14 protein-coding genes are annotated in these 13,307 nt (G+C 65.8%); 9 read left to right on the top strand and 5 right to left on the bottom strand.

Going from position 1 to position 13,307, the window contains the following annotated elements:
* Positions 1 to 4: 4 nt before the first annotated feature.
* Positions 5 to 1,255: a hypothetical protein gene (locus tag K9D12_RS08975; protein ID WP_223060022.1), complete on the bottom strand. Its 1,251-nt coding sequence runs from the start codon at positions 1,253 to 1,255 to the stop codon at positions 5 to 7.
* Positions 1,256 to 1,365: 110 nt separating this feature from the next.
* On the opposite strand from K9D12_RS08975, the gene K9D12_RS08970 reads away from it, so the two are divergent.
* Positions 1,366 to 1,899: a hypothetical protein gene (locus K9D12_RS08970; protein ID WP_223060021.1), complete on the top strand. Its 534-nt coding sequence runs from the start codon at positions 1,366 to 1,368 to the stop codon at positions 1,897 to 1,899.
* A gap of 136 nt (positions 1,900 to 2,035) precedes the next feature.
* A complete protein-coding gene (locus K9D12_RS08965) occupies positions 2,036 to 2,767 on the top strand; it encodes a hypothetical protein (RefSeq protein WP_223060020.1) in 732 nt (243 codons plus the stop codon).
* An 82-nt stretch (positions 2,768 to 2,849) separates the two neighbouring features.
* Here the strand turns inward: K9D12_RS08965 and K9D12_RS08960 are convergent, their stop codons facing one another.
* The 3 genes from K9D12_RS08960 to K9D12_RS08950 all read right to left on the bottom strand — a co-directional run bounded on the left by K9D12_RS08960 (position 2,850) and on the right by K9D12_RS08950 (position 6,034).
* On the bottom strand, positions 2,850 to 3,950 hold the full coding sequence (locus K9D12_RS08960; protein ID WP_223060019.1) for an AAA family ATPase: 1,101 nt from the start codon (positions 3,948 to 3,950) through the stop codon (positions 2,850 to 2,852).
* Positions 3,951 to 4,067: 117 nt separating this feature from the next.
* Positions 4,068 to 5,252, bottom strand: coding sequence for a VWA-like domain-containing protein (locus K9D12_RS08955; protein ID WP_225911110.1), 1,185 nt, complete (start codon positions 5,250 to 5,252; stop codon positions 4,068 to 4,070).
* Between the two features lie 395 nt (positions 5,253 to 5,647).
* Entirely contained in the window at positions 5,648 to 6,034 is a 387-nt protein-coding gene (locus K9D12_RS08950; RefSeq protein ID WP_223060018.1) for a recombinase family protein, read from the bottom strand.
* A 173-nt stretch (positions 6,035 to 6,207) separates the two neighbouring features.
* Between K9D12_RS08950 and K9D12_RS08945 the strand changes: the two genes are divergently transcribed.
* From K9D12_RS08945 to K9D12_RS08920, 6 genes are all read left to right on the top strand, one after another.
* On the top strand, positions 6,208 to 6,963 hold the full coding sequence (locus K9D12_RS08945; RefSeq protein ID WP_223060017.1) for a hypothetical protein: 756 nt from the start codon (positions 6,208 to 6,210) through the stop codon (positions 6,961 to 6,963).
* Between the two features lie 91 nt (positions 6,964 to 7,054).
* Complete coding sequence (locus K9D12_RS08940; RefSeq protein ID WP_223060016.1) at positions 7,055 to 7,309, top strand: hypothetical protein; 255 nt, start codon at positions 7,055 to 7,057, stop codon at positions 7,307 to 7,309.
* 510 nt (positions 7,310 to 7,819) lie between these two features.
* The gene (locus K9D12_RS08935; RefSeq protein WP_223060015.1) at positions 7,820 to 8,680 is read left to right on the top strand and encodes an HNH endonuclease; all 861 of its coding nucleotides are present in this window, start codon (positions 7,820 to 7,822) and stop codon (positions 8,678 to 8,680) included.
* A 56-nt stretch (positions 8,681 to 8,736) separates the two neighbouring features.
* Complete coding sequence (locus tag K9D12_RS08930; protein WP_223060014.1) at positions 8,737 to 9,111, top strand: hypothetical protein; 375 nt, start codon at positions 8,737 to 8,739, stop codon at positions 9,109 to 9,111.
* A 118-nt stretch (positions 9,112 to 9,229) separates the two neighbouring features.
* Positions 9,230 to 10,438: an IS30 family transposase gene (locus tag K9D12_RS08925; RefSeq protein ID WP_223060013.1), complete on the top strand. Its 1,209-nt coding sequence runs from the start codon at positions 9,230 to 9,232 to the stop codon at positions 10,436 to 10,438.
* Between the two features lie 100 nt (positions 10,439 to 10,538).
* The gene (locus tag K9D12_RS08920; protein WP_223060012.1) at positions 10,539 to 11,324 is read left to right on the top strand and encodes an NAD(P)-dependent oxidoreductase; all 786 of its coding nucleotides are present in this window, start codon (positions 10,539 to 10,541) and stop codon (positions 11,322 to 11,324) included.
* A 283-nt stretch (positions 11,325 to 11,607) separates the two neighbouring features.
* Here K9D12_RS08920 and K9D12_RS08915 read toward each other — a convergent pair whose 3' ends face one another.
* The gene (locus tag K9D12_RS08915; RefSeq protein ID WP_223060011.1) at positions 11,608 to 12,324 is read right to left on the bottom strand and encodes a YafY family protein; all 717 of its coding nucleotides are present in this window, start codon (positions 12,322 to 12,324) and stop codon (positions 11,608 to 11,610) included.
* A gap of 85 nt (positions 12,325 to 12,409) precedes the next feature.
* Between K9D12_RS08915 and K9D12_RS08910 the strand changes: the two genes are divergently transcribed.
* On the top strand, positions 12,410 to 13,279 hold the full coding sequence (locus K9D12_RS08910; RefSeq protein ID WP_223060010.1) for an NAD(P)H-binding protein: 870 nt from the start codon (positions 12,410 to 12,412) through the stop codon (positions 13,277 to 13,279).
* Positions 13,280 to 13,307 lie beyond the last annotated feature (28 nt).

Below are 13,307 nucleotides of genomic sequence, written 5' to 3'. Positions count from 1 at the left end.
CCGGCTACTCGTCGTCAGCGGCGGCGAGAATCACGTCGAGCGGAACGGTGCGCCGGGTAGGTGCGGGTGCGTCGCGGCGCATGAGCGTGTTGTCGGCGTGGAAGAGGCGGCGGTTGTAGTGGCCGATGAGAGTGCGCTGCTGCATCGGGTCGACGTGGCGGGGGCGCACGGTGAGTGTGTCGCCGCACCGACGGGTGGTGCGCGGGATGAGGCTGTTGACCCGTACGTGCAGCCCGTGCGGGTCGATGCGTGCCTCGGCGATCACGCCGCGCTGCAAGGTGATCCCGTTGGCGGGTGCGGCGCTGGGGCCGCCGTTCCACAGTTCGACCTCGTCGCCGACGCGGAAGCGGCTGAGCAGGCCGTTGACGTGCACCTCAAGGTCGGTCGCCGTCTTGCCGTTGAGCGTGAGCGTGGTGAGGGTTCCGCTGATGAGGTGGCCGGTGCGCGCGTACCGCTCGGCGAGCATCGGGTCTTCCATGAGCAGGCTCTCCAAGCGTTCGGTCGCCTGCGAGCACGTGAGCAACGTCGTGGCGCTCTCCTTCGGCGAGGCCGAGCGTGAGGGGCGCCGCTTGAGGCGGGCCTGCGTGTAGGCGTAGGCGTCGTCGTCGCGGAAGGAGTCCAGGCCCGGCAGGGTCGTTCCGTCGACCCCCAGGCGGGCCAGGTTGAGCAGCGCGGCCACGACCGGCGTGGTCGGAGTCTGCGTCCATGTCGCCCAGGTCGCCCACTCCGCTTCGTCCTCGACGTTCGCGCCGGTGACGTAGCGGCGGCGCAGCAGGTCGGGCACGACGTAGGTCGCGCCGGTTCCCGGGTGGTCGAGGCGCTGCATCCACCAATCGAGCATGAGGCCTGCCTCGTGGTGCTTGCGGCAGGTGGCGGCGATGGTGCGCAGGGCCCGCGCGGTGGTCTGGTCGGCGATGAGCAGGCTGCGGTACTCGTCCGCCTTGAACGTCGCCCCGAGGTCGGCGAGCAGGTCGAGCAGGTCGGCGACCTTCGCCGTTGCGACGTTCTCCTCGTCACCGACGGTGAAGGTTTCGCTCGCCTCGTCGAAGGCGATCGCCAGCGGTCGAGTGGGGGTGAGCGCGGGAGCGTAGGCCGTGCGGGGCACGAGGCGCTCACGGGCGGCGGCGCGTGCACGCATGAGATGCTCGATGCTCGCAGCACTGGTGTAGGCGGGCGGCAGGGCATTGCTCGACGCGTGCGCGTCGGCCTTGAACTGGGCGGGTGTAATGCCCAGCGCGGCGATGGCAGGGTGCATGATGCCTCCTATTGTTCCGACAACAACCAGAATAGATGAAAAGTTGGGGATGTGCAACACCGTTTCTGCATGTAACAGACGGGGCGGTGAGCAGCGCTTACAGTCTGCAAATGAACATGTCCCCTGCCGTGTGCGCCATCCTTGTTGTCTCTACGCTCGCTGCGTGCGGAGGTGAGAATCAACGTGTCGGTCCTACCGCGGAGGCATCGAACTCATCAGCCGGCAACGGCGCCTCTCGCACGGTCAGTCTCGGATGTGCTGGCGGTCTCCGTGTTAAGGGTGCCGAGGTCGTTAGCAGTGGAAACGATGTCAGCGTCGCGTGGTCGGAGAACGACGCCGCCTCAGGCGAGACGCCCACCGAGTACATCTCATACATCGTCACCGTGACCTCTGCTGATGGACGGAAGGCTCGGCAGCTCGCCAAGAAGATGTATGTCACCGGCGAGCCACCTTCTCAGTTCATCTACGACACGACCTCGATCGAACAAACGAACCTCCCTTCTGACGGCGGCGCGAATCCTTCGGACATCAACGACGCTGAGCTTCACTTCCCTGACGCTCTTGAGGGCATTGACTCCGGGTGGAAGGCAGAAGGGGTCGTCAACATCGACGGCCGAGACGCCCTGACATGTTCGACGTACTAACGGAGTAGGGCTCAACCATCACCTCCTGAGCGCGATTCGCGAAACGATGTCCGATTTCGTGGAGCGCGGGGACTTTCACGTAGTGATCGCACCCTCACCGGGAGGGTGTGTAGATGGAAGTGAAGGTGAATCGAAGATGGATGCACGCATGTGGCACCCGCTGAAGGCGGCGCCTTATCGCTGGCTATGGGTGGCCGGCTTGGTTTGTCAGATCGCGGCCATGACGGCCCTGACGATCACGGCGATCGCCGTGATCGAGAGCAGCTTCGAGGAAGCGAACTCGCTGTCATCTCAGTGGTTCGCGTTCGCCACGATCGGCACCGTGGCCTCTCTCACCGGCGCGCTGCTGAACGGCGCTGCCCGGGCCAAGGCGCCCGCCAACACTGAGACCGAATCGACACTCTCGTCGTTGGTCTCCCTCATCGCCACTGCCGCGGCTGTGTTGGTGATCCTCGAGTCGGGGTGGTCGCGGGTGGCGTCGGCGCCGGTGCATGACGCCACTGCCGGGCGCCTCGACGTCGAGTGGACCCCGGTTGCGCTGTTGTTTACCGCGCTGCTCTTCGTCGGCGTGGGCGTGCTCGCGCGCGAGCTAATGCCGAACTGGGGGATGCGTCGCAGTCCGCTGGTGCGCAGCGCCTGGGCCGCGGTAGCCGTGGCACTGAGCGTCGGCTCGGCGCTGGTCATGGTGAAGATCCCCGACCCGACGATGACGCCGGCCATCTGGGCATCGTTGCTGTGGCCCGTGGTCTTGCTCGCCGTGATGGTGGCTGTGATGGGCCGCTGGCTTCGCGCAGATATCGCCGGTTCGGCGCCGTCGTTGCCGTTCGCCCGCGACAGGAAGGACGCGCTTGAGCCGCGACGCTCGTGACGTCCTGGAGGGCTGACGGGGTGCTCACGTGTGGGGTGAGGCGAGAGGGTTCTCGCCTCACCCCACACGCATGTCTAAAAGCTCAAGCGCTGAGCATCCCGGCGCGCTCCCACACGGTGGCGAACCGCTTGGCCGCTGCGGGCGGGCGGGCGTTGTTGGGGCGTCCGGTCATGAGTGCGCTGGCGGCAGCCGTGGCGACCGAGGCGTAGTTGTTCTCGGCGGCGTTCGCCAGCACGGCCCATCCCTTCTTCCATTCGACGGCGGTTCCCGGGGCGCAGGCGTGGGCGACGGCTGCTGAGCAAGCGGCCCAGACCTTGTCGGGGCTGGTCGGCCACGTGATCGAGTCGGGCGCGTCGAGCATCTCGACCGGGTCGGGCAGGTCGCTCAGGTCGCGCCAGGTGAGGTATTCGTCGGCTGCGCCCTGTCCGACCAGGCCGTGCGCGGCGATGCTCGCGGCCTCGATGTTGTCGCCGGGAATCTGGGCGAGCACGTCGGCGAGCATCGTCCAGGTGCGCCGTGACGGCCATGCGCGACCGGCCTGCGCGGGGTCGTCGGGCAGGGCCTCGATGAGTTCCGGGCGCTGGCGAATGAATGCGCTGATCGAGCCGCGCGCAATGGCGCGCGTGTGGTGGTTGAGCGGGTTGAGCGGGTCGGCGGCGGGCATCGGGAAGCCGGTGAGCAGCCCGTCGACCCACGCGAGCGGGTCGGGCGCGTAGTCGATGTGCAGCAACCGGTTGGCCAGCGGCGGGGCGAGGTCGAAGCCGTCCACGGCGCACTCGGGCGGGTTGGCCGCGGCGATGATGTTGACCTTGGAGCCGAGGTGGACGTCGCCCACGCGACGTTCGAGCACGATGCCGAGCATCGCCTTCTGCACGGCAGGAGCGACCGTGGTCAGTTCGTCGAGGAACAACCAGGCCCCGTCCTCAGCGCCTGCCAGGTCGCTCGCCCACCGCTGCGGCTGCATCGAGACGGTGTGGTCACCCGGCACCGGGTACCCGGCATAATCGGACGGTTCATGGATGGAACCGATGAGCGTCGTGCAGGGCAGGCCGTCCGCTGCGGCCAGGGCCTCGATGAGGGAGGTCTTGCCCGTGCCGGGCTTCGACCACAGCAAGGTGGCGACGTTCGCGTGTGCGGCTGCGCGGATCGTGGCGAGCATCGCGGGCATGTTCGTGGTGGCCATGATGATGAGTTCCTCTCTATGTTCCGACAAAACCTAGTTTAGAGCATGACAGGCGGCGGCGCAACCCAAGCCGAAAAGCGATTCAAAGACCCGACCCGAGCTGCGCCCCCGCGCCGATCAGACCCGCACGCGCACCGAATGCGCCCACCCAGGAGCCTCGCCCACACGCTTACCGATGAGAGCAACGATGAGGCGCTCGCGGGTGGGGCGCTCGGGCCACGGGGTGAAGCCGTCGGTCAGGACGACGATGACGTCAGGGCGCGGACGAGTAACGCGCACCGCTTCGATACCGACGCGCATATCGGTGCCCCCGCCGCCGCGCAGGTCGAGGTCGTCGATGCTCGTGACAGTCTGCACGTAGGCGCGAGCGTCCACGGCGGCAATGGTCAGACGCGCGCCGGTTGAGGCAATGATGCTGCGCACTTCCGACATGGCGGCGCTGATCTGAGCCGGTGCCATGCTGCCGGAGGTGTCGACGACGACGGCGATGGTCACGACAGGTTCGATCATGCCGGGGGTAAGCATCTTCGGGTGCTGGCGGCGTCCGGGGCGCGCGTAGGTGTAGTCCACCATTCCCCGACGGTGGTTGACTGCCTGGCGCACCGTGGCGCGTAAGCGGTGACGCCAGTTGATCTGAGCCGGGGCGAGCGTGGCCTCGGCCCAGCGGCGCAACCCACCGCTAACCGTTCCGGCACGGGCGGCGCTCACCTGCTGCGCGACCTGACGGCGCGTGAGGTCAGCCTGGGACGCGGGCATAGCGGGTGCGCTCGCGTCGTCATCCGACAGTTCCCACTCGGCGCTCGCGTCTCCAGCCCCGGAACCGCACCCGGTCTCGGGCTGCTGTGAGTGCGGCTGCTGCGGCGCGAGTGCGGCGTAGTAGTCCTCCTCGACGCCGTTGGCGGGAAGGCCAAGTGCGTCGGGCGTGACCGCACCCTCGGGCAGGGTTATGTTGGCTGCGACGAGGTCGGCGTTGATCGCCGCGTCGGTGGCGTAGTTCCACACTTCGTGGTTGCGGTTCGCGCCGAGTGCGTCACCGCGGATCGCATGCTGACGGATGAGGTGGCTGACTTCGTGAACGAGGACGCCACCCGACAACTGCGCACCCCACTCGGTGAGCGTGGCGGGGTCGAGGTACAGGCGCCACCCCCGATCCACGGCGAACGTGCCCAGGCCCTCGGCTGCGACCGGCCGCAGCCGCCACAGGGCGAGGCCGAAATAGGGGGCGTGGTTAGCGGCGACGAGCATCGCGTCGTCGAGCAGGGTGCGCTCGTGCCGTACCAGGGGGCGGGTGGTGATCGACATGGGTTACTCCTTCGTGTTCCGACAGTAATCATTTTAGTGCATATGATGGGGAGGCGCAACAGGCCAGCTTCAGGGGTGCCGCGCACCCCGCCCCCCTGCGGCTGGCAGCCGGCCAGGTGCACACCACCCGAGGCGGCACGATGGACCATCACAATGCGAAACTGAGGACGATACAAACCTCGTGTCAGCATGAGGCTATGCGCCCCGCGCTCTTGCGGGGCCCGCCCCCTGCACGTGAGATGAGGTACCGCCGATGAGCGAGATGTGGCACCCCGGCTGGCAGCGTCAGCACGCTGGCGAATGGGAGTACGTGATGGTGACGCCAAAGGTCGTAGGGCCGGCCGGCGGCACCGAGAGCTTGTTCACGGTGGCGTCGCATGAGCCGCCGACAGAACTCAAGGGCCGCGGCCTCCCGGACAAGCCGAGCACCGATGACCTCGACGCCGCGACAGCTTGGCTGGTTTCGGCAGCCCGCCGGCCGGGGTTGCGGTGTCGAGGTCGAGGTCGCGGGCGGTGATACGAATGCCGCGCGCGTCGAGGTCACGCACTGTTTTCAGCGTGTCGACTGTGGTGCGGCCCAGCCGGTCCAGACGGGTCACCGTCAACATGTCACCGGCCCGGAGATACGCGACCGCCGCCGCCAGGCCCGGACGGTCCGAGCGCGCCCCGGAGGCGATGTCGGTGAAGACGCGTTCGCAGCCAGCAGTCTTGAGCTCGAGGGACTGAGCGCGTAACGACTCCACCTGCGCCGACGTCGACACGCGCGCATACCCAACCTTCATGAACCCGACTCTAAAGACCAGGTACGACAACCGGCGGCGGCCCAGGAAGATGACCCGGAAATGAAAGAACCCCGGCCGTCACACTTGCGTGCGCTGCGCCGGGGGCTAGACCTCTAGTATGCGGAAAAGCCCACCCCGGGCGCAACCGACAGAACGAGGAGACGAATCGTCTCGTGGACCAGCTTCGCGCCGCACTGCCCGCCGCCCGACTAGCGCGCTACGAACATGCCTGCGCGAACACCACCACCGACCCCGTGGACCTGTATCTATGGTCCTCGTCTGTCGCGCTGGCCATGTTCGACGACCTGTCCCACCTCGAGGTAGCCATGCGATCACGTATGGCCGATCGGCTCGCCGCGACCTACGGGATGCAGTGGTTCCAACGAAAAGACATCCTCGACAGCGATACCCTCAAGCTCATCAAGACCGCGTGGCGACAAGGCGGACTGTCCCAGCTGAACGCCTCAGCGGACGTCGTGCACGGCAAACTCGTCGCCAGCCTCATGTTCGGATTCTGGGTCAAGATCCTCGGCCGCGGTGGCTACTACGAAGACACCACCACCAAGCCGGACACCCGGCAGCGCCGCATCTACGACACGCTGCTGTGGAAACCCGCCCTACGTCACGCCTTCCCCAACGTCGGCGACCTCGAGCGAGCAAAAGTCGAAGGATCCGCACGCCAGGTGCAAGCCCTGCGCAACCGTATTGCCCACCACGAACACATCGTCTGGGGCGTACCCATCCCTGGCGCCAAATACGCCGACGGGTCCACCGTGCGCCTATCGGTGACCCAGGCACACAACACCCTGCTCAACCTCGCCGGCTACACCGACACCGGCCTCGAGGAATGGCTACGCCACCATAGCGCCGTCCCAACTCGCCTCGCTGAGTGCCCGCTGGCTAACACGAGAGACATCCTCCTCATCTGATCGCCGGTGCTGAAGGGCCACCCTGCTCAGTGAGGTCCAAGCACCGCGCACACCGCAAATCCACCTTGAAAGCGACCGAAAGGAAGCCGCGATGACCAAGCGCACCTTCGACACCGCGACCAGCCCCGACCAGTACGGCCAGTGGGGCACCATCAACGGCCAACCCATCACCGACGACACGATCACCGGCCTCGTCGCCGACGCTGAAGCCGGCTTTCCTGACGCGACTCTCAACCCCGTGGGCCGGCCCCGCACCGTCGGCACCAAGCGCGCCGAACCGTCACCGCCCCCCTCGACGCGGTACGCCGTCGCGCCCTCGATGAGTACCTGGCCAGCTGATGGCTGACTCTGAATGGGTTCAACTCGCGTCAAGCGCAGGCACGGTCTTGGGTGGCGCTACCGCTTTCAAGGAATACGGATACATGTTGAACCGCGCTTCACGCCTCCGACGCAAGCTCGCCAAGGACCTAGAACTCCTCGAGAAGCTTCCCCAGGACAGTCCTGGCCGAGAGGCCCTGCAGAGGGCCGTGGACGCAGAAGCTCGCGAGTTGTCCGCAGTCATTTCCGGCGGCCAAGGGTGGGATGGTGCAGGCCTAGTTGCAGTCGCCTTCTTCTTAGCGCTGGCAGTGGTGCTCACCGTGGTGGCTGCTCGGGCTCATGGTTGGTGGACATGGTCAGCAGGCTGCTTGGCAGCTGTAGCTTTCACTGTCGCGCTGGTCGGCATCGGCACTGAGTGGGCCGCATCGCGCAAACCCAAGCAGCGAGCGGAAGAGACAGGGCAGCCCGAAAGCCCGTCTTCCTAATTGGACCTCGGGCGTCGGGACAGTGCGGCACGCGACCCTAGGAGAGCAGGACTGTGACGGATCTGAACCACGGCGACCCGGTGTCTGGCTTTCATACGGTCGCCTCAGTAACTCGGCACCCCCTCACGCGAGGTAAGAGCCAGAGCGGCCGACTGTCGACCCCAGACCTCATCGAGTTCGTAGACGGGCGCAGAATCGAACGCGTTCACCAGCAGGTAGAGGTTGAGCTTCACTCGCTGCCGCCGATACGCCCGGGAACGTTCGACCTCTGCCCTATCTGTCTCACGCCAGGCACAGGAACGCGTGAGGATGTCCCTCCCAGAGCGCTTGGCGGATCAGTGCTCACCAACACCTGCAGTCAATGCAACAACGACCTGGGCTCCAAAGTCGACAGCCACCTGGTGATGTGGATGAACGACGAAATGACAGCCTGGCTTGAAGTCGACGGCGTAAGGGGGCGTCGCAAGGTTGGAACAGTCGCCGTCAGGCGCTCTGGCGAAGACTGTGCTCTTGTGCCCGACCGTGACGCTCCGCCCGAAGTCATCGACCAAATGAGGGCAGGGAATATCCCTCAACTGACGTATCAGCTCCCCGACACGCGCCGCGTCCGGTTGGCCATCCTCAAGTCGACCTACCTGGCCTGCTGCGTCGCGACAGAAAGCATCCTGGACACGCCGTCGGCGCGCATCATGCGAGAAGACTTGATGGCGGCTCGCAGCTTGAAACGAGATGACGTTCCAGACGTGCGCACGTCCTTGGCCTTCTATCGCGGTAACGGCGAACGCAACGACGTCAGGACCCGCCTCTGCGTCGATCGCGACGGAACGTTCTGGGTCAGCCTGGCAGGAGTGCTGCTCGTCAAGTGGCCCTTCCCCGAGCTGCATCCAGCGCTAGTACCGGACACGTCAGCGTGAGTTCTTCCCGGGTGCACAAACCTTCGCTTGAGCTACAGCTAGGGAATGCTGGCCCTATGACCAAGACCCGGACAGGCAAGACACGTGTTCTTTTGGCGACCCTCCTGGGCGTCGCGATCCTCGCAGTGGGCGCAGTGATGTACCTGAGAGGGCCAGCCGAGGATCGTTCAGTCATCCGTCATGCAGCCGCTGATCGTCTTCATGTGTCAGCTGATCAGGTCGAGGTCAACAGCTTCGTGTCGCAGGGCGCCTGTTACGTCGCTCAGGTCACGGTCAAGGGCGCAGGTGATCCGGTGTACTCCGTGGCAGTTCGCAGGCAGGACCCGACCCCTGTGGTGACTCGCATCAGCGGTGAATCTCTCGGCTCCGACAGTGACCCTCACGTTGATACGGACGAACCTGAATGGGAATCTTCCTGCCTCGCGAGCTGATCCCACCCGGTGGTGCAGAAATGGTGGCGAGTTCAACCGGTCAACGCACCACCACCGATAGGGGATCGTGGGTGTCATGGCCGGGTTGTCGAACGAGCAGCAGGAGAACGTCTGGGCGTTGTGGGCGAAGGGTGAGTCGATCAGGCTCATCGCCCGCACGATCGGCGTCAGCCAAACCCCAGTCCGGACGCTGCTGCGCCGCCATGGCGGAGTGAAACCGCCGCCGAGCGCCCGGAACCGGCGGCACCTGTCGCTGAGTGAACGTGAAGAGATCTCCCGCGGCCTCGCCGCCGGCTTATCGTGCCGTGTCATCGCCGCTCGGCTGGGACGGCATCACACGAGCATCAGCCGCGAAGTCGCCCGCCACGGCGGCCCCGGCACCTATCGCGCGGCCATCGCTGACGCGGGCGCGTGGCGCAACGCGCGCCGCCCGAAACCCTCACGCCTCCACCGCGACACGGCGCTGTCGAGCCTAGTCGCGGCGAAGCTGGAACGAGGGTGGTCACCCACCCAGATCGCCCACTGGCTACGGCGCGAACAGCAGGATTCGTTGTCGCACGAGTCGATCTACCACGCCCTGTACACCGGCCAGATCCGTGCGCCACAACAGGGAAGCCTCCTGCGATCAGGGCGATCCCTGCGCCACGCGCGCGTCGCGAAGCCCCGACAACGCCGCGGCGTGTTGCGGAACATGGCATCCATTCACGATCGACCCACCAGCGTCGAAGACCGGGCCGAAGTCGGCCATTGGGAAGGTGACCTCATCATGGGCCAGCGCCCATCAGCCGTGGCCACCCTCGTCGAACGCTCCACCCGCCTGGTGCGCGTCGTCGCCCTGCCCGACGGGTACAAGGCTGACGCCGTCAGGGACGCTCTCATCGCGAATCTCGCCGACGTGCCGCCGCAGTTTCGTCGGTCGTTGACGTGGGATCGCGGCAGGGAAATGGCCTTCCACGACCAGGTGACGCACGCCCTGGGCATGCAAGTGTTCTTCTGTGACGCCCGTTCGCCATGGCAGCGCGGCACGAACGAAAACACGAACCGGTTGCTGCGTCAGTACCTCGCGAAGAACGCCGACCTACGCTCCTTCACCCAGACCGACCTCGACACCATCGCGACGCGCATCAACGAACGGCCCCGCAAGGTCCTCGGCTGGGCCTCATCCCACGACGCCTTCACCGATAGCCTGAACACCATCAATGGTGTGAGTGTCAACGCTAGTTGGCGCGGTTCTATCAACGTTTTGTGGCGGGGCACCTTTGGGTGGGTTTTGCAGGATGAGGGAGGTCTCCAACGGCGTCGGCCCGCACTTGCGACGAGCGGCTGAGCCTGTCTCTGCGAAGCGCGTTCGTGACAGGATGCGGAACGCCGGAGACCGGGGGCTTGAATTGAGTGTGGGGGGCGAGACGATGTCCTAGGTTGACGCTATGGCTTTGGCATCCGAGACATGGCTGCTCACTGGGGCAAACGGCAACATCGGGCAGAACCTGCGTGGCTACCTCCGTCGTCGAGTTGCCCACCTAGTGGTGGCTGACCTGACAGCACCCGAAAACCCCGCTGCTAATGAGACCGCAGCCGCCTTTGACCTCACAGACGCTGCCACCCTTCCCGACCTGGTCGCAGGCTGCGACGGGGTCGTCCATCTGGCGGGCATACCCGACGAGGCTCCATACGCCGACCTCCTGCGGGTCAACGCAATGGGCACCTACAACCTCTTGGAAGCCATGAGGCAGGCCTCCACGCCCCGGCTCGTGTATGCATCGAGCAACCGAGCCACGGGCTTCCACTCCACCGATGACCTCCTCGACGATACCGCCACGATCAGGCCCGACGGACTATACGGAGCCAGCAAGGCCGCGACTGAAGCGCTGGTCCGCCTTTACTCCGACAAGTTCGGCCTCCAGGCCAGCACAGTCCGCATCGGAAGCTACGAACGCGAACCCTCCAGCGCGAGGGAAGCCGCTACCTGGCTCAGTCTCGCCGACGCCAACCTCGCCTTCGAAGCAGCGATGACCACGGACGTCCACTACAGCCTCTTCTACGCGGTCTCTGCCAATCGCCACCGGTTCTGGTCACTGGAACCAGGTCGAGCTATCGGTTACGTTCCACAAGACGATGCTGCAAATGTCTTGGGGGGCGACGCCCGTCCGGGCCTGGGCATCCCCCAAGCAGGGGACATGGCTAGTGCGGAGTACACGCAGGAGCGGATGTAAAGCCACTCGTCTCGTGCGCACCACGTCTGGGTAGGTCATCCCGCCCTGCGATACCTCTGCCTCTCATCACATTTGTGAGCTGCCGCACCCTCATCAACTGGGTGCAGTAAGGAACGTGCCTGAGGGTGATTCCACCGGGATCACCCTCAGGCGTTTTCGGGGTACTCCTGCACCATGCGGAGCAGACCGGTCGATTGACCCCTCGCCGTTGCATCCGGTGATGGTGTCGGTGGCGCCTTCTACCGTGATCCCATGACTGATCTAGTTGTACTGACCGGAGAGGTTAGTTGACCTGGGCTGGTTGGCGTCCGAAGTCGGTGGTGAGCCAGTCCTCGATGGACGTGTGGGGAAAGTCCGGCAGGTCGAAGTCGCGAGGTGCTGGCCGTGGGCTTGCGTCGTGGATGCGGTCGAGGCGGAACAAGCGCCAGTCGTCGCGCTTCGTGTCGAAGGCAACTAGGTACCAGATGCCGTTGCGCAGGACGTGTCGGTACGGGTACACGAGGCGTTCGGTGACTTGGCCGTGCTGGTCGGTGTAGGTGAATTGCAGGTGCTGCTGCTGGGCGACGGCCTTGGCCAGCAGGCCGAGCAGGTGCCAGTCCGCGGTCTTGGCGGCGGGGGTGATCACCTGGGTCGCCAGGGCGGTCGCTGCAGCTCGGTGACGTAGGCGTGGTGGCAGGAGCTGTTCAAGTTTGGCCCGCACGGCCGCGGCGGCGGTGTCCGGGCTTCCGGCTTCCAGGATCAGAAGCCCCGTGACCAGGGAACAGACTTCGTCGGCATCGAGCAGCAGGGGCGGGATTTTGATGCTCGGCACCAGTCGGTAGGTGCCGCCCGGGCCGGGCGTGGAGCGGATGTCGTAACCGAGGGACCGCAAGCGGGAGATGTCCCGGCGAACGGTGCGCTCTGCGATGTCGAGGTGCCGTGCCAGCTCTGAAGCTGTCCAGGCGCGTTGGGTCTGTAACAGCGACAGCAATACCAGGGCGCGTGAGGAGGGACTGTCCATGCGGACATTCTCGAACGAGTTGAGGACCGGATGAGGCCGGATCTCTGGTTAGCGTCGTGGGCACGACCTCACGAAAGGACCCCGCATGCGAATCGCGGTCACCACCCCGATGGGCCACGTCGGGCGACACGTCACAACAATGCTGATCCGAGCAGGAGTCAGGCCTCTGCTGCTGGCCCGCAGCCCCGAGAAGGTTCCCCAGACGGTGCGCAGCCATGCTGATGTGGTGCAGGCCGACTCCACCAACCCCGATCAGGTCACCGCCGCGACACACGGCGTGGATGCTCTCTATTGGGTCGATCCCAGCGTTCTGTCAGCCGATCCCCTCGCGGATTACGCCGCGGCCACCCATGCGATGGTGGAGGCGGTCACCGCCAACCGGATCGGTCGCGTTGTGTTCCAGAGCAGTGTGGGTGCCGAGAAGCGCCATGGCGTCGGGGAAATCGACGGCCTCGCCGCTACCGAGGTCGCCCTGGACGGCCTCGACGTGGACGTCACCCACCTGCGCTGCGGGTACTTCTTCACCAACCTGCTTCTGGACGCCGAGGCCGTGCGGCAAGGAAGCGTCCAGACGGTTCTGCCCCCAGATCACGCCTTCAGTTGGGTTGCTCCCCGCGACATCGCTGAGGTCGCCACCCTCAGGCTGCTGAACAGCGCGTGGTCCGGACACCGGATCCAGGCGGTGCATGGTCCGCAGGACCTGTCCTGGCAGCAGGTGGCCGAGATCTTGAGTGTCCAGGTCGGCCACCCGGTGCGGGTCGAGCAGATCAGCGACGAGGCCATGCGCGAGCAGTACCTGACCGCAGGGATGCCTCCTGCGATGGCCGATGCCGTTCTGGGAATGAGCACAGGGCTGCGCGATGACTTCGAACCTCAACAGCCACGATCCCTGGCCACGACGACGCCCACCACTCTGACCAGCTGGATCCACGACGAACTGCTCCCCGAGCTCTGACCGAACAGAACATCTCCCGACGGGCGGC

Source organism: Dermacoccus sp. Tok2021, from assembly GCF_019895135.1.
Lineage (GTDB): Bacteria > Actinomycetota > Actinomycetes > Actinomycetales > Dermatophilaceae > Dermacoccus > Dermacoccus abyssi.
This window is presented reverse-complemented; position numbering and strand designations above follow the sequence as displayed.

What these genes read in the sequence shown, in the direction of transcription:
- K9D12_RS08950 (WP_223060018.1), bottom strand. Translation starts at nt 6,034, where the DNA reads ATGAAGGTTGGGTATGCGCGCGTGTCGACGTCGGCGCAGGTGGAGTCG.
- K9D12_RS08960 (WP_223060019.1), bottom strand. Translation starts at nt 3,950, where the DNA reads ATGGCCACCACGAACATGCCCGCGATGCTCGCCACGATCCGCGCAGCC.
- K9D12_RS08940 (WP_223060016.1), top strand. Translation starts at nt 7,055, where the DNA reads ATGACCAAGCGCACCTTCGACACCGCGACCAGCCCCGACCAGTACGGC.
- K9D12_RS08965 (WP_223060020.1), top strand. Translation starts at nt 2,036, where the DNA reads ATGGATGCACGCATGTGGCACCCGCTGAAGGCGGCGCCTTATCGCTGG.
- K9D12_RS08970 (WP_223060021.1), top strand. Translation starts at nt 1,366, where the DNA reads ATGAACATGTCCCCTGCCGTGTGCGCCATCCTTGTTGTCTCTACGCTC.
- K9D12_RS08930 (WP_223060014.1), top strand. Translation starts at nt 8,737, where the DNA reads ATGACCAAGACCCGGACAGGCAAGACACGTGTTCTTTTGGCGACCCTC.
- K9D12_RS08975 (WP_223060022.1), bottom strand. Translation starts at nt 1,255, where the DNA reads ATGCACCCTGCCATCGCCGCGCTGGGCATTACACCCGCCCAGTTCAAG.
- K9D12_RS08920 (WP_223060012.1), top strand. Translation starts at nt 10,539, where the DNA reads ATGGCTTTGGCATCCGAGACATGGCTGCTCACTGGGGCAAACGGCAAC.
- K9D12_RS08915 (WP_223060011.1), bottom strand. Translation starts at nt 12,324, where the DNA reads ATGGACAGTCCCTCCTCACGCGCCCTGGTATTGCTGTCGCTGTTACAG.
- K9D12_RS08910 (WP_223060010.1), top strand. Translation starts at nt 12,410, where the DNA reads ATGCGAATCGCGGTCACCACCCCGATGGGCCACGTCGGGCGACACGTC.
- K9D12_RS08955 (WP_225911110.1), bottom strand. Translation starts at nt 5,252, where the DNA reads ATGTCGATCACCACCCGCCCCCTGGTACGGCACGAGCGCACCCTGCTC.